The organism is Micromonospora sp. NPDC005205 (assembly GCF_040608275.1).
GTDB lineage: Bacteria > Actinomycetota > Actinomycetes > Mycobacteriales > Micromonosporaceae > Micromonospora.
The window spans coordinates 454403-476234 of record NZ_JBEXHV010000001.1 but is presented as its reverse complement, the minus strand read 5'-3'; the positions used below and the strand labels follow the sequence as shown (position 1 = coordinate 476234).

23 protein-coding genes and 1 pseudogene are annotated in these 21832 nt (G+C 71.9%); 18 read left to right on the top strand and 6 right to left on the bottom strand.

Annotated elements, in window-relative coordinates; genetic code table 11:
• Positions 1 to 20: 20 nt before the first annotated feature.
• Entirely contained in the window at positions 21 to 665 is a 645-nt protein-coding gene (locus tag ABZU43_RS02260) for a TetR/AcrR family transcriptional regulator (RefSeq protein WP_355004759.1), read from the bottom strand.
• A gap of 56 nt (positions 666 to 721) precedes the next feature.
• On the opposite strand from ABZU43_RS02260, the gene ABZU43_RS02255 reads away from it, so the two are divergent.
• From ABZU43_RS02255 to ABZU43_RS02245, 3 genes are read left to right on the top strand one after another with little or no spacing between them, the layout of a single operon-like run.
• On the top strand, positions 722 to 1015 hold the full coding sequence (locus tag ABZU43_RS02255; RefSeq protein WP_355004758.1) for a hypothetical protein: 294 nt from the start codon (positions 722 to 724) through the stop codon (positions 1013 to 1015).
• Entirely contained in the window at positions 1015 to 1917 is a 903-nt protein-coding gene (locus ABZU43_RS02250) for a methyltransferase domain-containing protein (protein ID WP_355004757.1), read from the top strand. The genes ABZU43_RS02255 and ABZU43_RS02250 overlap by 1 nt, the downstream gene beginning before the upstream one ends.
• Positions 1918 to 1952: 35 nt before the next feature.
• Positions 1953 to 2297 carry a hypothetical protein gene (locus ABZU43_RS02245; RefSeq protein WP_355004756.1) on the top strand — a complete coding sequence of 115 codons (345 nt, stop codon included), beginning with the start codon at positions 1953 to 1955 and terminating at the stop codon, positions 2295 to 2297.
• Positions 2298 to 2339: 42 nt separating this feature from the next.
• Here ABZU43_RS02245 and ABZU43_RS02240 read toward each other — a convergent pair whose 3' ends face one another.
• Positions 2340 to 3236, bottom strand: a complete 897-nt coding sequence (locus tag ABZU43_RS02240) for a helix-turn-helix domain-containing GNAT family N-acetyltransferase (protein ID WP_355004755.1) — start codon at positions 3234 to 3236, stop codon at positions 2340 to 2342.
• A gap of 27 nt (positions 3237 to 3263) precedes the next feature.
• The gene (locus ABZU43_RS02235; protein WP_355004754.1) at positions 3264 to 4424 is read right to left on the bottom strand and encodes a low temperature requirement protein A; all 1161 of its coding nucleotides are present in this window, start codon (positions 4422 to 4424) and stop codon (positions 3264 to 3266) included.
• 180 nt (positions 4425 to 4604) lie between these two features.
• Between ABZU43_RS02235 and ABZU43_RS02230 the strand changes: the two genes are divergently transcribed.
• The gene (locus tag ABZU43_RS02230; RefSeq protein ID WP_355004753.1) at positions 4605 to 5069 is read left to right on the top strand and encodes a hypothetical protein; all 465 of its coding nucleotides are present in this window, start codon (positions 4605 to 4607) and stop codon (positions 5067 to 5069) included.
• 62 nt (positions 5070 to 5131) lie between these two features.
• On the opposite strand, the gene ABZU43_RS02225 is transcribed toward ABZU43_RS02230, so the two are convergent.
• Positions 5132 to 7441, bottom strand: a complete 2310-nt coding sequence (locus ABZU43_RS02225) for a glycosyl hydrolase family 65 protein (RefSeq protein ID WP_355005174.1) — start codon at positions 7439 to 7441, stop codon at positions 5132 to 5134.
• 263 nt (positions 7442 to 7704) lie between these two features.
• Here ABZU43_RS02225 and ABZU43_RS02220 point away from each other — a divergent pair, with 263 nt between their 5' ends.
• Complete coding sequence (locus ABZU43_RS02220) at positions 7705 to 8334, top strand: phosphatase PAP2 family protein (RefSeq protein WP_355004752.1); 630 nt, start codon at positions 7705 to 7707, stop codon at positions 8332 to 8334.
• Positions 8335 to 8350: 16 nt separating this feature from the next.
• Here the strand turns inward: ABZU43_RS02220 and ABZU43_RS02215 are convergent, their stop codons facing one another.
• Positions 8351 to 9028: an A24 family peptidase gene (locus ABZU43_RS02215; RefSeq protein ID WP_355005173.1), complete on the bottom strand. Its 678-nt coding sequence runs from the start codon at positions 9026 to 9028 to the stop codon at positions 8351 to 8353.
• Between the two features lie 796 nt (positions 9029 to 9824).
• Between ABZU43_RS02215 and ABZU43_RS02210 the strand changes: the two genes are divergently transcribed.
• The 12 genes and pseudogenes from ABZU43_RS02210 to ABZU43_RS02155 form a co-directional block, all read left to right on the top strand.
• Positions 9825 to 10391, top strand: a complete 567-nt coding sequence (locus tag ABZU43_RS02210) for a hypothetical protein (protein ID WP_355004751.1) — start codon at positions 9825 to 9827, stop codon at positions 10389 to 10391.
• Positions 10385 to 11320 carry a hypothetical protein gene (locus tag ABZU43_RS02205; RefSeq protein WP_355004750.1) on the top strand — a complete coding sequence of 312 codons (936 nt, stop codon included), beginning with the start codon at positions 10385 to 10387 and terminating at the stop codon, positions 11318 to 11320. The genes ABZU43_RS02210 and ABZU43_RS02205 overlap by 7 nt, the downstream gene beginning before the upstream one ends.
• A complete protein-coding gene (locus ABZU43_RS02200; protein WP_355004749.1) occupies positions 11317 to 11976 on the top strand; it encodes an SAF domain-containing protein in 660 nt (219 codons plus the stop codon). The genes ABZU43_RS02205 and ABZU43_RS02200 overlap by 4 nt, the downstream gene beginning before the upstream one ends.
• Positions 11977 to 11978: 2 nt before the next feature.
• A complete protein-coding gene (locus tag ABZU43_RS02195) occupies positions 11979 to 12779 on the top strand; it encodes a ParA family protein (protein ID WP_355004748.1) in 801 nt (266 codons plus the stop codon).
• Complete coding sequence (locus tag ABZU43_RS02190) at positions 12769 to 14316, top strand: ATPase, T2SS/T4P/T4SS family (protein ID WP_355004747.1); 1548 nt, start codon at positions 12769 to 12771, stop codon at positions 14314 to 14316. The genes ABZU43_RS02195 and ABZU43_RS02190 overlap by 11 nt, the downstream gene beginning before the upstream one ends.
• Entirely contained in the window at positions 14316 to 15218 is a 903-nt protein-coding gene (locus ABZU43_RS02185) for a type II secretion system F family protein (RefSeq protein ID WP_355004746.1), read from the top strand. The genes ABZU43_RS02190 and ABZU43_RS02185 overlap by 1 nt, the downstream gene beginning before the upstream one ends.
• Before the next feature lie 55 nt (positions 15219 to 15273).
• Positions 15274 to 16146 (top strand): type II secretion system F family protein, encoded by an 873-nt coding sequence (locus ABZU43_RS02180; RefSeq protein ID WP_355004745.1) that lies wholly within the window; start codon positions 15274 to 15276, stop codon positions 16144 to 16146.
• Positions 16147 to 16172: 26 nt separating this feature from the next.
• The gene (locus ABZU43_RS02175) at positions 16173 to 16376 is read left to right on the top strand and encodes a hypothetical protein (RefSeq protein WP_355004744.1); all 204 of its coding nucleotides are present in this window, start codon (positions 16173 to 16175) and stop codon (positions 16374 to 16376) included.
• A 5-nt stretch (positions 16377 to 16381) separates the two neighbouring features.
• Positions 16382 to 16825 carry a TadE family protein gene (locus ABZU43_RS02170; protein WP_355004743.1) on the top strand — a complete coding sequence of 148 codons (444 nt, stop codon included), beginning with the start codon at positions 16382 to 16384 and terminating at the stop codon, positions 16823 to 16825.
• Positions 16822 to 17289: a TadE/TadG family type IV pilus assembly protein gene (locus ABZU43_RS02165; protein ID WP_355004742.1), complete on the top strand. Its 468-nt coding sequence runs from the start codon at positions 16822 to 16824 to the stop codon at positions 17287 to 17289. Before ABZU43_RS02170 ends, ABZU43_RS02165 begins: the two co-directional genes overlap by 4 nt.
• A complete protein-coding gene (locus ABZU43_RS02160) occupies positions 17286 to 17735 on the top strand; it encodes a pilus assembly protein TadG-related protein (protein WP_355004741.1) in 450 nt (149 codons plus the stop codon). The genes ABZU43_RS02165 and ABZU43_RS02160 overlap by 4 nt, the downstream gene beginning before the upstream one ends.
• Before the next feature lie 14 nt (positions 17736 to 17749).
• Positions 17750 to 18784: pseudogene (locus ABZU43_RS02155) on the top strand (LysM domain-containing protein); the annotation flags it as partial.
• A 1207-nt stretch (positions 18785 to 19991) separates the two neighbouring features.
• Here the strand turns inward: ABZU43_RS02155 and ABZU43_RS02150 are convergent.
• Entirely contained in the window at positions 19992 to 20846 is an 855-nt protein-coding gene (locus tag ABZU43_RS02150; protein WP_355004740.1) for a Rieske 2Fe-2S domain-containing protein, read from the bottom strand.
• A 185-nt stretch (positions 20847 to 21031) separates the two neighbouring features.
• Between ABZU43_RS02150 and ABZU43_RS02145 the strand changes: the two genes are divergently transcribed.
• Positions 21032 to 21832, top strand: a complete 801-nt coding sequence (locus ABZU43_RS02145) for a crotonase/enoyl-CoA hydratase family protein (RefSeq protein WP_355004739.1) — start codon at positions 21032 to 21034, stop codon at positions 21830 to 21832.

Sequence of the window (21832 nt, the reverse complement as noted above, 5' to 3'; positions counted from 1 at the left end):
GCCATGACCGGCGCTCTCCGTCATTCGGCGCCGGCGATGATTGCGCCGCTGACCGTGTCCACATACCACCGCTGGTACTGCTCGATCGTCCATCCGCATTGCCGGACGAGCCAGTCGAAGTTGCGGACGTCCTGGGCCAACCAGAGGATGTCGGCCACCTGGTCGACGCCCAGGTCGGGGCATACGCCTCCCGTGCCGACTAGTTCGGCGGCGAACATGGCCATGCCGCGGCGGCGGTCGTCGACGTTCTTGCGCCAGATCTCGGCGGCGTCCGGATCGGCCGTGGCAGCGCCGGCCAGCGCGAGCATCACCTGGGCCTGCCGGGCGTTGACCTCGGCAAGGTGACGTGCGTAGCGGGCGAGCTTGGCCTGGGGGTCGGCGAGGGCGCGGATCTCGGCGACGAAGGGCCGGTCCGGCAGGGCCACCGGTTCGTCGTCGCCGGCCAGGGTGACGTCGACCAGCTGGGAGAGCAGTTGCCGCTTGCTGCCGAACACCGCGTACAGGGTCTGGACCGCGACGCCGGCTTCCACGGCGACAGCGGTCAGCGGTGTGGCCGCGTAGCCCGGGTCGACGAACAGCCGGCCAGCCGCTTCGAGGATCGCTCGCCGGGTCTGTCGGGCCTGCTCCTGTCGGCGGGAAGAGTCATAACGTCTCTTGACAACCACCTCTCGAGTGTAGTGCTCTATTGGATAGAGTTTAACTCTATCGAGAGGTGGCGGCCATGCCGTTCGGTGTGTTGCAGGAGATGCCCGGCGTCAGCGAGGCGGAGTACCGGCAGGTGGAACGACACCTCGGACCGGACCGACCGCCGGGCCTTGTCGCGCATGTCGCCGGGCCGACGGAGGACGGCTGGCGGATCATCAACATCTGGCAGGACGAGGCGGCATTCCGCCGGTTCCAGTCCGAACGGCTGGTCCGGGCTGCTGGCTTGGCGGCGCAGGAGGACGGCTTCGACCCGACGAAGGCGGCTCACTTCCGCTCGATGAGCGTCGACGGCGCCGAGATGCCGTTCTGATGGCCGACACCGCCAGCCTGCGGGCTCGCGGCGCCGCTTTCTGGGCGGGCGCGGCAGCTGGCTGGATTCGCCACGCCGTTCGGCAGGACGAGACCGGTCGGCCGTTGGGCGCGGCTGCCATGGATCGACTGGCCGCACGACCCGCCGAGCGAATCCTCGATGTGGGCTGCGGCTGCGGCGGCACCACGGCCGAGATCGCCGTCGCAGTCGGCGAGACCGGCGCGGCGATCGGTGTCGACATCGACGAGGCGATGGTGACCGCCGCTCGACGCCGATTTCCCACTGACGGGTACCCGGCCATCCAATTTCATGTGGCCGACATCGACACTCTCGATGTCGTGCCTGGTGCCCCGTTCGACGCGGCGTTCTCACGAATGACCCTGATGTTGTTGGCGGACCCGGTTGCCGGCTGCCGCACGATCCGGCGATCACTGCGCCCGGGAGGGCGCCTCGCCGCGACCGTCTTCCGCGACAGTGGCGTCAACCCGTGGCTGTCCGCGGCGATGCTCGGCGCCGCACCGCATCTCGGGCCGTTACCACCACTCCCGGTCGGTGACGAGCCCGGTCCGTTCGCGTTCGCCGACCCGGCGCGGCCCACCCGGATCCTCACCGCCGCCGGCTTCACCGCCGTCACGATCACACCGTGCGATGTCGCCCTGGAAACTCCTGACGACGCCGACGCGGTGGCCGAATGGCTCATCGAGGTCGGCCCGGCCGGTGCCGCCTACCGGGCGGCTCCGCCGGCTGGTCAGGCCTCGGCCCGGGCGGGGGTCGCCCGGCTGCTCGGCCGGTTCCGTGAGCCCGGCGTCGGCTACCGGCTGCCCACCGGCCTCTGGCTCGTCGCCGCGAACGCCGCCGGAACCCCTACCCACCGCGAACCCCGTGAGGACAAAATCCAATGAGTACGTTCCGACCGCTCGCACCAGCAATCTGCCTCGTGCTCGCCCTGACGGCGTGCACCGAGGCCGACGCGCCCGAGCCCACTGCGGTGCAAGACACGACAGGACCGACCAGCGCGGCCGGATCCGCTCCGGCCGACGGCTCTCCGGTGTCGGCGAAGGACGTGTGCGCCTACCTGGACGGCCAGGTGCCGACGCTCAAGGGAATCGGGTCCGAGACGGGCGCGATGGCGAACCTCACAGTGAACCTCTATTCCTGGTACGAGAAGCAGGGCCCTGTACCCAACGGCCGTGACATCGACGACCAGACCCGCAGGGAATGCCCGGCGACCCGGACCGAGGTGCTGAAACTCGCCGGCATAGAGAGCTTCGAGCGGCTGTAGCCGCCGCGAACGCGACGCCCGATCACCGGACGGTTGCGGCCGTCAGTGCCCCAGCTGCTTCTCGAACCAGTGGTGGGCGTACGGCTCGGTGTTGTACGCCTCGATCTCCCGGTAACCGGTCGCCCGGTACAGGGCGATCGCCTCGGTGAGGTTGCGGTTGGTGTCCAGCCGGACCGCTGTCGCGCCGCGCTCGGCGGCGTACCGTTCCAGCTCGCCCAGCAGTCGTCGCCCGACGCCGAGCCCGCGTACGGTGTCGGACACCCACACCCGTTTGACCTCGGCGGGCGCGTCGGGGTGGAGTTTGACCGCGCCGCAGCCGATCGGTTCGCTGTTGAGGGTGGCGAGCAGGAGCACCCCGTTGGGCGGGACGAGCGCTTCGTCGGGGAGCGGTTTGCTCAGTGCGGGGTCGAACCCGTCGTCGAATCGTCGTGCGATGTCGCGGGCGTAGGCCCGCAGGCACGCACGGGCTCGCGGGTCGCTCGGCGGGCACGGCTCGATGACGACCATCGAGCCCATGAGCAGCCGTTCGACCTCGGCCATGGCGGTGACGAGTCGTTCGCGGCGGTGTTCGGTGAGTGGTTCGAGGATCGAGGCGGCGAGATTGTCCGACCGCTGGTCGAGGTCGGCCCACTGGGTCCGGCCGGCCTCGGTGAGCGTGGCGACGCGGACCCGGCCGTCGGCGCCGGTCTGGTCGACCGGTCCGACGGTGACGAGGCCGTCGTTCTCGAGGGTGCGCAGGAGTCGACTGAGATATCCGGAGTCCAGGCCGAGCCGGGCCCGTAGCGCGGCGACCTCGGCACCGGCGGGGCCGATCTCCCAGAGCAGCCGAGCCTGCCCGAGAGGGCGCCCCTGGGCCATGTACTCGTCGTCGAGCGCGCCCACCCGTTGGGTGACCGTCCGGTTGAAGCGCCGCACGGCGGCGATGAGAGCCGAGTCCATATGCCTGACTTTAGTCAGGCTTCTTGACTACGCGCCAGCTCGGTGGCGGTAGGACCCGATGCCGGCGTGGTCCAGGGCGACCACGGCGAGCGCCACCCCGGTGGCGACCGCGCTGACCGCCAGCAGCGGCATCCGCAGAACAACCGCCGCGCCGGCCAGCACGAACAGGGCGGCGACCCGGGGCCAGGAGAGTCGCCGGTGGATCGCCGCCGAGAAGAGGATCCGCCCGAGGAGGAACAGCATCGGGCCGCTCAGGATGAACAGGACCGCTGTGAGGTCACCAGTTCGCAGAGGGTGCGCGATGCTCAGCTCGGCGCCCACTGAGGTGACCACCAGCCCGGCGATCATCACCAGGTGCAGATATCCGGTGATGACGCCGAGACGGGCCGGATCGGCACGCTCGATGGCGGGGCCGAGGCGCTGGCCGGCGGGCGTGACATAGAGCAGACCGATCAGCACGGCGGTGGCGAAGACCAGCAGGAACGCGACAGTCTGCGGGAAGTGGAGATCGGTGCCGGCGTACGAGAGGCCGGCGACCAGGACGAGCTCGCCGAGCGCGATGATCATGATCTGCTGGTACCGCTCGGCGAAGTGCTCGCCAGCCAGGTGCAGCTCCTGCCGCCCGGTCCGGCCCATCCCCGGCGTGGGCCAGCGGAGTCGCGGGCCGGTGAGGTCGATGGCGAGGGCGAGCAGCCAGAGCGGCTCCCGCCACTGCGGCAGAAGCCCACCGACCAACCACGGTACGGCGGAGACGCTGAACCAGCAGAGGATGCGCAGCGTTCGAATCTGTCGCGGATGACCACGCAGCCCGACGGCGGTGACAACGCCCCGGGCGATGTGCACCGAGACGTACGCGCCGGCGAAGAGCAGGCCCCGCCCGTCCAGCGCCTGCGGGATCGCCACCCCGGCCAGCAGGCTGCCCAGCGCGGCACCCACCAGCAACCAGCGCACCGCCGGACTCTCCGGGTCGTACCAGTCGGCGAACCAGGTGGTGGGCACCCAGATCCACCAGACACCCGCCAACAGCAGGGCGGTACGCAGCGCGCCGGCCAGGCTGAGGTCGTGCAGCAGGTGGGCGGCCAACTGACTGAGGGCGAGCACGAACGCCAGGTCGAAGAACAGCTCCAGGAACGAGGCGCTCAGCGGCGAGTTGCCGCCCCGCAGCAACCGTTCGGGTCTGCCCGCCATCGGCGCTCCTCCCGCCGACGCACGCCCTGTGTCCGTCGTACCACCCGAGGCCGGCCACCGGAGGCGAAAGCGGTCAGCGGCGGAGCGACGACCCACCGCCCCCTCGTGTCGTTGATCCGGCTGCGCCCATGGTCACCGCTGGCCACGGTGGGGGCGCCGACTCAACGAGGAGGGACGCCGATGACCGCTCAGCGCGAGACCGTGCAGGTCGACAACGACCTGTTCCGCGCCGTGTACGACTCGCCCGCATCACTGCCCGGCCGACACCGCTGGACCACCCCCGAGTCGGACGTCCGGCGGCTGGAGAAACTGCTCGGCATGCCAGCGCGCAGCATCGGCGCCCCGCTCTGGGTCAGCGGCGACGAACCTGACTGCCCGAAGTGCCGCCGACGGGTCACCTGGTACGACATCGTCTCGTCGGCGCTCTCCGGCCTGCACGACAAGGCCATGATCGCCACGGTCATCCTGGGCGAGCGCAAGTACGTCAACACCGAGATCCCGGACGCCATCGCCGGGGTGCGCTGCTCCGACTGTCACACAGCGATCGACGGCCTGCGCAGCTTCAAGTGCCACAACTGGGCGTACGCCTTCGAGGCGCTGGAGACCGTCCGCGAGCGGATGGCCGGCGGTCCCGCCCCGACCTGAGCTGGAGCCCGCGCCGACTCGGGACGAAGCCGCGCCTGCCGGCCCGAACCGGTCGGGGCGACTCAGTCGGCTGAGCGGCGGGTGGGGCGGCGGCCGGGCGGGGAGGGCGGTTCCGGACCGGGGTCGGGCACCGGCGGCATCGGCCGGGTGACCGGCTCGGCGCCGGTGACCCGCAGCGACTCGCCGTGGTGCAACAGCTCGACCTCGGCGTCCGCGGCGGCGTCGGGCAGCTCGTAGCGGGCCTCGGCCGGAGTCAACGTGACCCGCAGCAGGTGGCCACGCCAGCGCAGGCTGAACGCCAGTCTGTCGATCCGGCGCGGCAGCCGGGGGTCGAAGGAGAGCACCCTCCGGTCGTCGCGCAGCCCACCGAAGCCCTGCACCAGGGCCAGCCACGCGCCGGCCAGCGAAGCCAGGTGCAGCCCGTCGGCGGTCTTGTCGCCCAGGTCGGCCAGGTCCTGCAGGACCGACTCGGCGAACAGGTCGTACGCCAGATCCAGGTGCCCGACCTCGGCGGCCAGTACGGCCTGCGGGGCCGCCGACAGCGAGGAGTCGCGGACCGTGCGGGCCTCGTAGTAGGCCAGGTTGCGGGCCTTCTCGTCGGCGGTGAACTCACCGGGGCAGAGCTGCATGGCCAGCACCAGATCGGCCTGCTTCACCACCTGCTTGCGGTACAGCTCCAGGTACGGAAAGTGCAGCAGCAGCGGGTAGTCGTCGTCACCGGTGTTCGCGAAATCCCACTCGGGCTGTTCAGTGAAGCCGGCGGCCTGCTGGTGCACCCCGCGCTCGCTGTCGTACGGGATGGCCATCGCGTCGGCGGCGGCTCGCCAGCCGGCCACCTCGTCGCGGTCCACGCCGAGCCGGTCGGCCAGCTCGGGATGCCCCTCGGCGGCGTCCGCCGCGCCGCGCAGGTTGCGCTTCGCCATCAGGTTGGTGAACACGTTGTCGTCGACCAGCGCGGCGTACTCGTCCGGGCCGGTCACCCCGTGCAGGTGGAAGCCGCCATCGCCCGACCAGTGGCCGAAGCCGTGCCAGAGCCGGGCGGTCTCGACCAGCAGTTCCAGCCCCGCCTCGGCCAGGAACCGCTGGTCGTCGGTGGCCGCCAGGTAGCGCAGCACCGCGTCGGCGATGTCGGCGTTGACGTGCAGCGCTGCGGTGCCCGCCGGCCAGTAGCCGGAGCTTTCCCGGCCGCCGATGGTGCGCCACGGGAAGGTCGCGCCGGTCAACCGCAGCTCGGCGGCCCGCTCCCGCGCCTCGGGCAGGTGGGCGTGCCGCCACCTCAACGCCGAGCGGGCCACTGCCGGGGCCAGGTAGGTGAGCACCGGCAGGACGTAACTCTCGGTGTCCCAGAGGACGTGCCCGTCGTAGCCGTTGCCGGTCAACCCCTTGGCCGAGATGGTCCGGTCGGAGTCCGGGCGACCGGCCTGGATCAGGTGGAACATCGCGAACCGGACGGCCTGCTGAAGCTCCGGATCGCCGTCGAGCCGCACGTCGGCGACCTGCCAGGCCGCGTCCAGGGCGGCGCGCTGGTCGGTGAGCAGGGCGTCGAAGCCGTCCGCGCGCGCCGCGTCCGCCTCGGCGGCGACCAGGGCGGCCAACTCGTCAGCGGGCGTCGCGTCGACCGCCGCCCACTCGTAGGCGGCGAACTTCGTCAGCCGCAACCGCTCCCCCGGGTGCAGGCGACCCGTCACGGTCAGCCGTACCCGGTCCGGGGTGCAGTCGCCGCTGGTCGTCACAGTGCCCGGGCCTTCCAGCAGGTGACTGACCGCGACCGCCACACGCTGGCCGCTGCGCTCGGTGCGGTGCACCAGCACGCCGTCGAGGCCGGTCGCGCTGTACGTCTCGGCGGTCAACGGGTCGGTGGGCACCGAGGCGGCCCGAGGGTCGTCCGAACGCTCCGGCACCTTCTCGTTGGCCAGCAGGTCCGAGCTGACCCTCAGCTCGACGGCGGTGTCCAACGGCTCGACCTCGTACCGGACGGCAGCCACCGGGCGACGCGGCAGGGACACCAACCGGGTGCTGCGGATGCGTACGCCCCGCCCGGCCGGTGAGATCCACTCGGTCTCCCGGCGCAGCACGCCGGTACGCAGATCGAGCACCCGTTCATGGCTGTGCAGCGACCCGGTCCGGAGATCCAACGGCTCGTCGTCGACCCAGAGCCGGATCAGTGCGGCGTTCGGTGCGCTGATGACGGTGTCGCTGGCCGGCGGGAACGCGTACCCCTCCTCGGGATAGCTCAGCTCACGCCGCTCGTGGAAGCCACTGACGTAACTGCCCGGCATCCCGCAAGGGGCACCCTCGTCGAGCACCCCACGCCAGCCGATCCACCCGTTGCCCAACGCGAAGATCGACTCGGTCTCGCCGAGCCGGTCCATGTCGGCCTCCGTGCGCCGGATCCGCCAGGTCTCGTCGTCCGCGGTAGCGGCGGTGGACTGCGGTTGTTCGGTGGCCGAACCGGTCTGCACGAAGCCTCCTGTGAATGTCGACGTCCTCCTGCAACAGGCAACCAGAGCCGGCTGTGCGAATCCTGGACGAAGGTCGTGCAGCCCACCCGACCTTCGACAGGAGCAGTGTCCTCTGCCGCGTTCCTAGGGTGTTCCCAGGGTGAACGGGGTATGAACGTGAAGTGAGGTGATGCATGGTCGACAACGGCAGCATTGACGTTCCGGAGATCAGCGCCGAGTGGTACAGCGACGTCGTCGACGCCGCCGCCGGTAGCCCAGAGCCGGTGCAGTGGTTCGTCGGGCACGCCACCGAGGGGGTGATCCTGCTACTCGGCGCGCTGCTGGTGATGGCCGCGCTGAGCCGCCGTTCCGGCGGCCCGCACGACCGGGCACTGGCCCTGATCGCGCCTGTGCCGGCCGTACTGGCGTACGTGGGCAGTGAGTTCCTCAAGACTGTGGTGGACGAGGATCGCCCCTGCCGGTCGATCGGTCGGGAGATCATCGCGGGCGTCTGCCCACCGCCGGGCGACTGGTCGTTCCCCAGCAACCACGCCACCATCGCCGGCGCGTTGGCGGTCACCACGTTGCTGCTCTCCCGCCGACTCGGCCTGATCGCGCTGCCCCTGGCCGCGCTCGGCGCCTTCTCACGGGTCTTCGTGGGCGTGCACTACCCGCACGACGTGATCGCGGGTGTGCTGCTCGGCGCCCTGGTCGCCGTGGTGCTCACCCCGTTGCTGGCCCGCCCGACCAGCGAGGTGCTCCGCCGCAGGGCCAACCGTTCCGGCAGCCCGGCCCCCAAGCTCGCCAGCCGATCCCGCCCCTGACCAGCGACGAGGCGGGTCAGGTCGCCAGCAGGAGGGCGGCCGTTGTGCCGAGCAGCAGGAACGGGCCGAACGGCAGGTGGGTGCTCCAGTTGGCACGGCGGGTGGCCAGCAGGACCAGACTCACCAGGGCGGAGAGCCCGAAGGTGAGCACCAGCCCGAACAGCAGCACCGGCCAGCCGTACCAGCCGAGCAGCGCGCCGACGCTGAGCGCCAGCTTGGCGTCGCCCAGCCCGAAGCCGCGGCGGCCGAGCAGCACCGCCGTGCTGGCGAAGAAGAGCGCCAGCCCGGTGCCACCGATGACAACTCGCAGCCAGTGCCCCGGGTCGGCGTCGAGCGCTGCCACGCCGAGCAGCAGCCAGGTCCCGGCCGCCGCGGGCAGTGTGAGCCGATCCGGCAACCGGTGCACGGCCAGGTCGACGAGGATCGCCGGGATGGTCCAGCCCAGCCACCAGATCAGCGCCGGCAGCGCCCCGCCCGGTGGACCGGCGATGGCCAGCAGCACCGCCGCCGCGAGCAGTGCCAGCTCGACGGTGGCCGGCGGTGGGCCGACCCGGGCGCGGCACTGACCGCACCGGGCCGCCGGGCCCAGCGCCGGCCAGGGGTGGGTCAGGCCGACCGGCGCGCCGCAGGCGTCGCAACCACTCCGGCTGGGCAGACCCGGGGGTACGGCGTGGCGCAGCGCCGCCAAGCGCATCAGCGGACTGATCGCGAGGATCGCGAACACTGTCGAGACCCGGGTGCGTGCCCCCGCCGAGGCGAGGTCGCCCGGTCGTTCGCGCGGCGGAGCGGGCGTCGCCTGGCCTGCGGGTTCCGTCGTGGCACCGGACGGCCGGGGTGCCGGACTCCGATCGGGTCGGTCTTCCCGACCGGGGGTGGCCGCCGGTGGTCCGGTCAGCGCCATGTCTCCTCCATTGCGGCTGACTGCTCCCCTGCGACGGTGAACACGGATCGTGATCGCACGCTCGCTGCGGTGTAGCGGATGGCGCAGAAAGCGACCTGCCGACCGGAGCCCGCGCGGGCGCTTTCGACCAGTTCCGAGTCAGGCATGCCGTCGGACGAGGCAGCCCGCCGACGGGGTGCCGACGTCGGTCGAATGCCGGGATGAGACCGCGATGTCCCACTCCCGCGACCGGTGACGCGACTGTGGTGAACTCGTCCGGCCCGGCGACGCCCCATCAATAACGACAGATCGCTCGCCCATTGCCCGGGGAGCAGTGTCGACACCTGCCACCACCACCTGTCATCACGCTGAGTGTTCGCTTGAATTGCCTCTGTTGCATCGGCGAGCGTCAGCCTATGCTCGCCCCTTGGGTGTGACGCAAGCCTCACCTTCACCATCGGACGACACAGGACCCCCAATTTGTAGAAGATCCGTATCGGTGAATACAGAAGCGCAATGAAGGCTCCGGATGTGCTGATCCGGGCGCGCTTCCGTATGCCCGACGGCGGTGAACCCTCACCGCCCCGGGCGACCACGAGGAGGCTCGACGGTGCGCGGAAGGCAGCTCAGAAGAGCGGCAATCTGCCTGCTGGTGGGCGTGGCGGCGATGCCGGTCACCGCCTGCGCCAGTGGACGGGAGGCGGTCGAACGGCCGACGGAAGTCCGCGACAACGGACCCCGGACCGATTCCGACGTCGAACGACGCGCTGCCGAAAAGGCGGCACTTGACGCGTACTCCGGTTATCTCGCGGCCTCGCGCACGGCCGGCCTGCGCAGTGATCCGCGTTCACCGGAACTGTCCCGGTTCCTCGGTGATCCACTTTTGACTCGGGTCCGGGTGTCAATTCGCGAGGCCAAGGAGCACGGCGCTATGCGTACCGGGACGTTCAAGTCCGACCCGACCGTGACCGCCGTCAGCCTGGACGCGAAGCCGGCCACGGTGGAGATCCAGGACTGCCTGGACACGACCGGCTACCGGCTGGTCTACGCCAAGGACAAGCGCGCTGTGCCGGGCAGCGGTGGCGGCAGACACCTCTCCACCGCCACCGCGACCCGATATCCGAACGGTCGCTGGCTGATCAACTACGGCGCGACGCACCGGGACCAGCCGTGCTGAGCCGGGCCGTGACAACCCGACGCGCGCTCGCCGGGATCGGCCTCACGCTCCTGCTGGTGGTGGGTGCGGCCCCGCCGGCCACCGCCGCCCTACGGGCCGACCCGGGAGCCGGCTGCCCGCCCGACCAACCCGACTGCAGCGTCTGGGACGACGAGCCCGGCAACCCCGGTGATCCCGGCGGCGGCGGGGACAACGGTGGGGGCGGAGACGACGGGGGCGGCGGCGGGAGCGGCGTCTGCCAGTGGAACGGGCGGACCATCCCCTGCTACGACGAGGACCTGGGCTGGTTCAACAGCGGCGACGGGTGCTACTACAAGCTGACCGAGGGGCCTGTCGAACCCCCCGAGGGTGAGCAGTGGTACCTGCAAACCTGCAACGGCGGCGACCTGGGTGCCCAGGAGGTGGTGTCGCTGGCCGACCCGCCGGCCGGCTTCGGCGCACCGCCGGACCCGGAGGAGCTGGCCCGTCGCGCCCTGGCGTCGATCAGTCTGCTGCCGGCCCGGCTGAAGGTGGCACCCCGAAAGAGCATCGGCCCCGGCCTGGTCGGCCTGCCCGTCTGGATGTGGGCAACCCCGGGGAAGAACTACTTCGGCCCGCTCTACGCCGACGAGTCCGACCGGGGTCTGACCGTCTACATCGAAGCGAAGGTCGACCGGATCGACTGGGACATGGGCAACGGCAAGACGGTCCCCTGTTACAGCGCCGGCACCGAGTACAAGGCCACGGGCACGCGGGCGGGTTCCACCTCCCCGGACTGCGGCTACGACAAGGGCTACCCGAAGGCAGACACCTACGACGTCACCGCCACCACGCACTGGACGGTGAGCTGGTGGACCAACAGCGACGCCACAAGGCGGGTGATCCCGCAGACCCGGAGAAGCGGCATCGTGCAGATCCAGATCAACGAACTCCAGGTGGTCACCAGATGAGCCTCGCAACGCGCAACGGGACCCCGTCAGTGGACGCACCCGTCAACCCGCCCACAGTGGTCCGCCAGCGCCGGGTGCGTCCCGGGCTGCTCGGTCTCGCCGTCCTCCTGATCGCGCTGGGCGGGCTGGGCGCGGCCTTCGCGGTCACCTCGGTACGGGCCACCGGCAGCTATCTGGCGGTGGCACGACCGGTCGAGGTGGGCCGGGAGATCAGCGCGGCCGACCTGGTCACCGTGCAGGTCGCCGGCGGCCAGGGGTTGCGCCCGGTGCCCGCCGCACGGCTCGACGAGGTGGTCGGCAAACGGGCCGCTGTCGCGCTGCTTCCGGGCACGCTGCTCACCCTGGGACAGGTCACCGACGACCCGCTGCTCGGCCCCGGCCAGCAGCAGATCGCGCTCGGCCTGAAGACCGCCCAGGTGCCGGCCCGCGAACTGCACCCCGGCGACAAGGTCCTGCTGGTCAGCACCCCGGACAACGATGCCGACGGAGACCCGGCCGCCGCCGGCACCCGGTTCTCGGCCACCGTCATCGACATGGTCAGCCCAGCCAACGACGACAGGGTCCTGTACCTGGCGCTACTGACCCGTGATGTGCCAGCGGTGGTGGCGCTCGCCGCACAGGAACGGCTCGCCGTCGTACTGACCGAGGCGGCCTGAGCATGGCGATCATCGCGCTGGTGTCCGCGAAGGGTTCACCCGGCGTCACCACCTCGGCACTGGCCTGCGCGCTGGCCTGGCACCGGCGGCTGGTGGTAGCCGAATGCGACCCGGCCGGCGGCTCGATACTCGCCGGATACCTCGGCGGCCAACTGGACGGCCCACGAGGCATCGGAGAGCTGGCCGTCGGCGAGTTGCGCGACGGCAACCTGGAGACCGCGTTCTGGTCCCAGTTGGTCGACCTGGACGCCCCACGCCGGGAACGACTGCTGCTGCCCGGCCTCGTCGACCCGGCCCAGAGCGGCAGCGTCACCCCGCTGTGGCAGCGCTTCGCCGACTACTTCGACGCCCTCGACCGTGGCACCCCCGGCTACGACGTCCTTGTCGACTGTGGTCGGCTGCACGTGACCGGGCCTCCCTGGCCGGTGCTGCGGGCCGCCTCGGTGGTGCTGTTGGTGACCCGGGCGAACCTGCCGGACCTCTCCGGCACCCGCGCGGTGGTCACCGCGATCGAACGGGACTTCGCCGAGCACCGGGTGCCCCCGGGCACCCTGCGGCTGCTGCTGGTCGGCGACGGGCACGGGCGGGCCGAGATCAGCCGCGCCCTGAAACTGCCCGTCATCGCACGGCTGCCGCACGATGCGCGTACCGCCGGGGTGCTCGCCCTGGGCGGGACCGTGCGGGCCGGTCGGCCGCTGATGCGCGCGGCGGCGGCGCTGGAGGTCCCGATCGGGTCGCTCCTGGAGCGGCGACGGGCCCGGTTGGCGTGGCCCGTGCAGCAGGGGGTGCCGGATGCGGTTTGAGCCGGTCTCCACCGATCCGCGCCAGCAGCCACCGGCAGTGACCTCCACCGCGCCGCCCCTGGCCCTGCCGAACGGCCGGCACCACCAGTCCGGGCCGCAGCCGCCGTCGACGCCCGCGACCACCCCGCCGCCCGAGTCGCCACCTCGGGCCCGGATGGACTTCCAGGTGGTCCGCGAGCTGCGCCGGGAACTCACCGAACGGCTCACCGTATGGCAGCGCGGCCGGGAGTTCACTGTCGACGAAGAGGACACCGAGCGGGCCCGGCTCGCCGTCACTGTGGTCGCCGCGTACGCGGACTCGGTGCGCCGGTCCGGCACGCCGATGGCCGCCGGCGACGAACGCATGCTGCTCGACCAGGTGACCGCCGAGCTGGTCGGGCTCGGCCGGCTACAGACGCTGCTCGTCGACGACACCATCGAAGAGGTGCACATCCTCGGCTGCGACCAGGTACGCATCACCCGGCACGGCGGTGGGGTGGACTGGGCCGAGCCGATCGCCGACAGCGACGCCGAGCTGGTGGAGATCCTCCAGGCGGCGGCCCGTCGGGCGGGCGCGACCGAGCGGTCCCTCTCCACGGTGAAGCCCACCCTCGACCTGCAACTGCCCGACGGCAGCCGGCTGGCCGCGGTGTTCCTGGTCAGTCACCGCCCGTACGCGGTGATCCGCAAGCACAACACCCTGGACGTCAGCCTCGACGACCTCGCGGGCGCCCGAGGTGACCTGGACGAGATGATCGATCCGCTGCTGCGCGACTTCCTCCGCGCCGCGATGCGCGCCGGTCTGAACATCATGGTCGCCGGGTTGGCCGGTGCCGGAAAGACCACTGTCATCCGCGCGCTGATGAACGAGATTCCGCAGGATGAGCCGTACGTGCTGCTGGAGGAGAGTCGGGAACTGCTCCCGGCCCGCCGCCGGGAGCGGCACCGGGCGGTGATGAGCTTCGAGGCCCGCGAGGGGCACGGTGAGCGCGGCTTCGACGGCCGCCCGGCCGGTGAGGTGACCATCGCCGACCTGATCCCGTTGTCCCTGCGGATGGGCGTCCTACGGATCATCGTGGGCGAAGTGCGGTCCCGCGAGATCGTGCCGATGCTCCAGGCGATGACCACCAGCCGGGGGTCGATGTGCACCATCCACGCCCGTACCGCCGCCGGTGTCGGTGAACGGATCGTCGAGCTGGCCCTGGCGCACGGCCGCGAGATGACAGTCGACCAGGCCCGCCGGATGGCCGGCAACGCGCTCGACCTGATCGTCTACGTCACCATCGAGGACGAGACCGCGATCGGCGGGCGGAAGCACCGGTTCGTCTCGCACGTGGAGGAGGTGATCGGGGCCGGCGAAGCCGGTCGCATCACCACCACCACCGTCTTCGGGCCCGGCCCGGACGGTCGCGCGGTCCCCCGGCACCTGCCGGAACGGGTCCGCGACCAGTTGCTGCGGGTGGGTTACGACGCGCGGCTGCTGACCCGGTGGGTCGAGGCCGGTGCCGGTGCCTGGCGGCGGCCTCGGCAGACCCGACTGGCCCGGCGGGTGACCTGATGTTCGACAGCCTCGAGGTGATCGCGGTGGTCTCCGGCGCCGCCTGTGTGGCCGGGCTGCTGCTGGCCGTGGTCGCCCTGGTCGGCACCCGTCGCCCCCCCGGGCCAGGGCCGGGCAGCGGGCCGGGGCTGAGCCGACTGTGGCGCGGGCCAGGCAGCACGCCGGCTGAGCAGCGCGCGTATCAGGCGCTGCTGGTCGCCGCGCTGGTCGCCGGCGCGTTGGCGTTCCTGCTGACCGGGTTGCCGGTGGTGGGCCTGCTGGTGGCGGTGGCGGTGCCCGGCACCCCGTGGCTGTTCGGGGTCGGCAAGGCCGAACAGCGGGCCATCGCCCGGATCGAGGCGGTCGGCGAGTGGACCCGCCGGCTCAAGGACGTCTCCGGCACCGGGCAGGGCCTCCAGCAGGCGATCATCGGCACGATCGGCAGCGTGCCACCCGGCGTCGAGGACGAGGTGCGGCTGCTCGCGGCCCGCCTCCAGGCCGGCTGGATGGCCCGCTCCGCGCTGCTGGCGTTCGCCGACGAGATCGCCGACCCGGTCTGCGACCAGGTGGTCGCGGCGCTGATCCTGCACCTGTCCGACCGGGGTGAGCGGCTGGGTGACGTGCTCGGCTCGATCGCCGGCGCGGCGTCCGCGGAGGTGGCCACCCGGCGGGAGATCGAGGCCAAGCGCACCCAGCCCCGGTTCGCGGTCCGCTTCCTCACCGGGATGACGCTGGCGACCCTGGCGTACGGGCTGATCAACACCGAGTACATCAGGCCGTACGGCACCCCGGTGGGTCAGCTGGTGATGGCCGCCCTCGGCGCCGCCTTCATCGGCCTGCTGGCCTGGGTGCGGTCGATGAGCCAGCCGCAACGGCCGGCCCGGTTCCTGCCGGCGCCCAACCCTAGCGAGGTGATCGCGTGAGGGCGAGGAGTGCAGCGCAGCGGAGCCCCGCAGTCGCGAGCGAGAGGCGGCTCGCGTGATCGTGAACTGGCAGTTCGCCCTCGCGGTCTGCGGTGGCGCCGGGATCGGTCTGGGTGTGTTCCTGGTGGTCCGGGAGTTGGTGCCGGCTACACCGGCGCTCGGGCCCGCGCTGCGCCGGCTGCATCAGCCGCCGGGCACCGGCCGGGTGTCCACGCCCGCGTCCCGGCGACTCGACTGGCTGACCGGGATGTCCCGCTGGCTGCGACCCCCGCAGATGCAGCTCGCCCTGATCGGTCAGACGCCCGAGCAGTACGCGTTGTCGGTGCTGCTCTCCGCGCTGATCGGGTTGGCCACACCGACACTGCTCGGGGTGGTGCTGTGGGCGCTCGGCATTCCGTTCCCGCTGGTGGTGCCGGTGCTGGGCAGCCTCGGCCTGGCGTTGCTGGCCGCCCTGCTGGCGCACCGCGCCGTACTGACCAAGGCTGCCGCCGCCCGCGACGAGTTCCGCCAGGCGGTCTGTACCTACCTCGACCTGGTGGCGTTGCAGCTCTCCGCGGCGCACGGGCCGGTGCAGTCGCTGGAGCGGGCGGCTGCGGTCTGCGACGGCTGGGTGTTCGACCGGCTCCAGGAGTCGCTGCGGATCGCCCAGATGCAGATGCACGCGCCCTGGGACGAACTGCGCGACCTCGCCGACAAGATCGGCATTCCCGAGCTGGGCGACGTCGGCGCGATCATGCGTTCCTCCGGCAGCGAGGGCGCGCAGGTGCACGAGACGCTGCGCAGCCGGGCCGACTCGCTCCGCGACCAGATCCGCACCGACAACCTCGCCCGCGCCGAGGGGATCACCAGCAAGCTCGACATCCCGGGCGCGCTGCTCGTCTTCGTGCTGCTCGGGTTCGTCCTCTATCCGTTCATCGCCCGTGTCTGACCCCGCCCCCTGAAGGAGAGAACGCCATGTCCATCCTCAGCTACCTGCACGTCGTGGTGACGACGCGCCTGGCCGAACTGCGCCGCGACGGTGAGCGTGGCGACAGCCCGGTGCCCACCGCGGTGATCATCGCCGGTCTGGTCGCGGTCGCCATGGCCGTCACCGCCCTGGCCCTGACCAAGGCCAACAACTGGATGACCGGCATCCCGAACCACACGGACCCGAAGTAGCCGGGATGCGTCGAGCCGGGTACCCGAGGTGGAGCCGGGCGGTCACCGCCGCCCGGCGCCGCCTCGCGGCCGGCGACCGCGAGCGGGGCGCGAACCCGGTGGAACTCGCCGTGATGATGCCGCTGATCCTGGTGCTGCTCTTCGCCTCGATCCAGGTCGCGGCCGTCTTCCTCGCCCGCTCCACCGCGTTGAACGCCGCGCAGAGTGGCGTCAACGCCCAGCGGACGTACCAGGCGGGCAACGGTGCCGGGGTGGAGAGCGCCTCCCGCTTCCTGAAGGGCGCCGGCGGCTGGCTGGTGGGCTGGGAGAAGGCCGGGCCGACCTGCGAGACCACCACGACCGACGTGACCTGCACGGTCAGCGGCCGGTCCCTGTCCGTGGTGCCGGGCGTGGACTTCGCAATTCAGCAGACCGCCCATGGAACGGTGGAGAGGGTGACACCGCCATGACCCGTACCGCCGAGCGGGGCTCGGTCTCCATCGAGGTGGCGGTCCTCGCGCCCGCGTTCATCGCGCTGATGGTGCTGGCCGGCGTGGTCGGGCGCAGCGCCGTGGCAGCGGAGACGCTCCAGACCGCCGCGCACGACGCCGCCCGGGCCGCCTCGATCTCCCGGAATGCCGACACCGCCCGGGAGAACGCGCTGGAAGCCGCCCAGGACCAGTTGGACTGGCATGGCCTGGCCTGCGCCAACGACCTGGCCCCGACGTTCACCGGCAAGTCGCCCGGCAACGACTCCAGCTTCGACGAGGCCTTCAGCAGCTCGGTCGGTTCGAACGCCACCGTGACGGTGAAGATCAGCTGCCTGGTGTCCTTCAAGGACATCACCCTCGGCATCCTGCCCGGAATGAAGAGTGATCGGCTGATCACCGCGGAGTTCACCTCCCCACTTGACCGTTACCGGAGTCGGCAATGACGGCGACCACGTCGGCTGCCCGGCCCTCGCGGGCAGGTGAGCACGGCCGGGTGAGCATCTTTCTCGCTGTGACGATGGTCGGCGTACTGGCCATCATCGGCCTCTCCTTCGACGCCGCCGGGCAGCTCCGCACCCTGCAACACGCCCAGAACCTGGCCGCCGAGGCGGCCCGGGCCGGCGGTCAGGCCATCGACCGGGCCACCGCCATCGAGGGCGGGCCGAAGCGGATCGACGAGCCGGAGGCGCGCAAGGCGGTGGCCAACTACCTGAACGCCGTGAAAACCGCAGGCCACACCGTGAACTTCCCCGATGTCGACGGGGAGACCCTGATCCGGGTGACTGTCTCCATCACCTACCAGCGCTCCATGATCGGGCCGTTCATCCAGGAGAAGACGGTCACCGTCACCGGCGAGGCGACCGCGCGTGCCATCACCGCAACACCGTAGGAAGGAAGGCAGCCATGCCCGTATCGGGTGGGTCCGTCGTACGGCGGACCGGACGGATCCTCACCGGCATCGGCGCGCTGGCCGTGCTCCTGGTGCTGCTGGTCGGCGCGCCGATCGCGTTGCTGGCCTTCGCCGGTAACCCGCTGCCCGATCACCTCCCCACGATCAGCGAGGTGGGCACCGCGCTGACCAGCCGGGACGACGGTCAGCTCTTCCTGCGGGCGTTGGCCCTGGCCGGGTGGTTCGGCTGGGCCACGTTCGCCTTCTCCGTCCTCGTCGAACTGGGCGCACAGACCCTGCGCCGGCCGGCGCCGAAGCTGCCCCGGATGGGCCGCCAGCAGAAGGCCGCCGCCGCGCTGGTCGGCTCGGTCGCGCTGATCCTGGTCGCCAGCCCGGCCGCCGCCAGCGCCGCAGCGATCTACAGCACTCCCGTGTACGCGAGTCCGAGCGCAACGTCCGTCACCACCCTGGCCGCGCCGAGCCGAGCCGCGACGACACCAGACACGGCAGCGCCGGTGGCCCGGGGCGGCCCGCTCGGCCTGGCTGGGACGGGGCTGGCCGCACCCGGCGCCTCGGCGGCGAACGACGAGCCCGCACCGGTGTACCGGGTGGCCCGGGGCGACTACCTCGGGGAGGTGGCCGAACGGTACCTGGACGAGTTCGACGACTACCGACAGCTCGCCAAGCTGAACAAGCTCGACGACCCGGACCGGATCCGCCCCGGCCAACTGCTCCGACTGCCCACGGAGGCCGCCGACCAGGGGTCCCGACAGCACGCCACCGGTCGGCTCGTCGACAGGGCCGCGGCGCCGAAGCCGCCCGCGCCCCGGCCCGCGCCCGAGCGGGCCGCACCGCCGCGGGTGGCCCCGGCACCACCCAGCGGTACGGAGTCAGCGGGCCAACCACCAGCGATGACGGTCGGTGCAGCCCGGGTCGGTCCCGCCGATCGGGTGAACCGCCCGCTGGCGGTCTCTGCCGTGCTGGCCGTGGCGAGCATCGTCGGCGCTCAGATCGGCGCAGTCCTGGGGCTGCGCCGCCGTCCAGCCACCGCAGGGGCGGCTCCCCGACTGGCCGCGTCCTCCCGCACATCACGCCGCGGTGCGGGCCGAAGCGGCGCAGGCACGGGCCGAAGCAGTGGCTCGGACCGAAACGGTGGCTCGGACCGAAACGGTGGCTCGGACCGAAACGGTGGCTCGGGCCGAAGCAGTGGCTCGGGCCGAAGCACGGGCCGAAGCAGTGGCGCGGGCCAGGGTGGCAGTGGCACGGGCCAGGGTGACAGGGGCGCGGGCCAGGGTGACAGGGGCGTAGGCCAAGGCAGTGGCGCGGGCCGGCGTGGCGGTGGTGGGGCGGCCGGGAGCGGTGCCGCCTGGGCTGCCAGCCGGGCGGCCGCGGCCATCGAAGGCCCGGCGACACCGCACGGCGGCGGGGCACCGGGCGGGAGCGACTTCGCACCTCGCGGCGGCGGGACGACGCCTGTCGGCAGTGGGGTCGCACCTCTGGGCAGTGGGGTGACGCCCGCCAGTGGGGTGACGCCCGGCAGTGGGATGACGCCCGGCAGTGGGATGACACCCGCCAGTAGCGGGGTCGCACCTACTGGCATTGGGGCGATGCCCGCCGGCAGCGAGGTGGCACCCGCCGGCAGCGGAATGGCTTACCCCGGCAGCACGGCGTTCCCGGGCAGCGGGATGGCACTTTCCGGTGGCACGGCACCCCGTGGCGGAATGACGGCCGCCGGCCCTGCGGGCCGGGGTGGTGACGAGGGCTGGGCTGGCGTTGGCGGCGAGGGCGGGCTGTTCGACGGCGGGCACGGCCTGGACTCGGTACCGGACGGTCCGCCGGTCGGCCGACACCGACGCACCTGAGCGGCCCGCACGCCACGCCTGCGACGCGGCTGGCCGCCCCGGTCGGCGGCGTCCGCCGGCCCCACGCCGCGCCTGCACGCGGCTGGCCACCCCACGCTGGACCTGGTTCCTTCACGTCGCGCCGATCGCGCCGAAGCGGTCTGGTCACGCCGCCCTGGCGGGGCGGCCGGGGCAACGTCCCGGAGAGCGAGATGTCTGTGAGTCATCATGATGACTCACAGACATCAGCGTCGAAGGAGTTACTGCCTTGGATGCGGAGCATCTGCGTGAGGTGAGGCATCCCCACGCCCCAGGCGCCCGGGCCAGGCTACGGCGCGGGCGGGCCAGCGCGAACGGGCCAGCGCGGGCGGGCCAGCGCGGGCGGGCCAGCGCGGGCGGGCCAGCGCGGAACGGGTCAGGGCAGGCGGGTCTGAAGCACGCCGTTCTGGATCCGGGTGGGCAGGGTCTGCTGGTCGTTGCCGGAGGGCCCCTGTACGACCTCGCCGCCGTTGAGCCGGAATGCGCTGCCGTGCCACGGGCAGACCACGCAGGCGTGGCCGTCGATCTCCTGCACCTCACCCTCGCCGAGCGGCCCGCTCTGGTGCGGGCAGCGCTCCAACATCACTGTCACCTCGTCACCGTGCCGGTAGAGGATCACCGAGATGTCGTCGTCCACCTCTCGGGTGATCAGGGTGCGTTGCGGCAGCGTCGCCATGTCGGCCAGCGAGTGCCAGCCATCGGTCATCCGGTGCAGCTCTGAGACGCTCTGGTTGACCTGCGCTCCCTGCTTGTACGCCAGGTGACCCCCGATGTACGCGCCGAGGCTCACCGTGGAGAGCCCGAGAAAGCCGAGGGCACGACCCATTCCGTGGCGGCCGGACAGCCGGGCGGCCAGCGAGCCGGCGTAGAGCGTCATGCCGACGGTGTTGGCGGCGGCGTGCACCAGGCCGACCCGGCGCTGGTCCCGGGCGAGTGCCGCCCAGTCGTTCAGACCGGCGACCGCCGCTGGCAGCGCGCTGACGGTGCCCAGACCGACCAGCACCGTGGCGGGCCGGCGCTGCCCGGGCATGAGGTCCAGCACCGCGGCGCTGATCCACGCGCCGACCGGCACCTGCACCATCGCCGGGTGCAGCGGATGCCCGAGGGTCACCCCGTGCAACAGGTCGCGCAGCCGACGTGGACGTAGCGTCCCCAGAACGACCTTCTGCAACCGGTCACCCGCGCGGTCCAGCCGGGAGTCCTGTTCAACTTTCGTCAAAAGTGCTCGCACGCGTACCGACTTCCCGGCGTTCGCCGTCGCAAACCGGCCAGCGGCGACAAACCTGCCGCATCACCCAGGCCGCCGATCTTGCAGTTTGTGCTCACAAAACCCGGGTCACAAGGGGCGAATCGACAACCCAAAGTGCAAGATCGACGGGGATTGTGGGGGTGGGGCCGGGCCGGCATGCTGGCGGGATGGGTGTACGGGTGGAGCGGGTCGGGGCGGTCACCACAGTGGTGCTGGACCGGGCGGACGCTCGGAACGCCGTGGACGGTCCTACGGCTCGGGCGCTGGCGGACGCGTTTCGGGCCTTCGAGGCTGATCCGGACGCGTTGGTGGCAGTGCTCTGGGGCGCCGGTGGGACGTTCTGCGCCGGTGCCGACCTCAAGGCGATCGGCACACCGAGCGGCAACCGGGTCGAGCCCGAGGGGGACGGCCCGATGGGTCCGACCCGGATGACGCTCAGCAAACCGGTGATCGCGGCGATCTCCGGGTACGCGGTGGCGGGCGGGCTCGAACTGGCGCTCTGGTGTGACCTGCGGGTCGCCGAGTCCGACGCGACTCTCGGGGTCTTCTGCCGCCGCTGGGGAGTGCCGCTGATCGACGGTGGCACCGTCCGGCTGCCCCGGTTGATCGGCGAGAGTCGGGCCATGGACCTGATCCTCACCGGCCGGCCGGTGCCGGCCGACGAGGCGTACTCGATGGGGTTGGTCAATCGGTTGGTGCCACCCGGCCAGGCGCGGGCCGCGGCCGAGGAGTTGGCGGCGGTGATTGCCCGGCATCCGCAGACCTGCCTGCGCAACGACCGCGCCGCACTGCTGGCCGGTGCGGGACGACCCGAGTCGGAAGCGCTGGCGACCGAGTTGGCGTACGGGATGGATTCGCTGGCCACTGACGCGGCGGCCGGCGCGGCCCGGTTCGCCGCGGGCGAGGGCCGACACGGCGCGACGCCGCCGGGAGGGTGGGTCCCCCCGACGGCGTCGGCTACCGGGTGA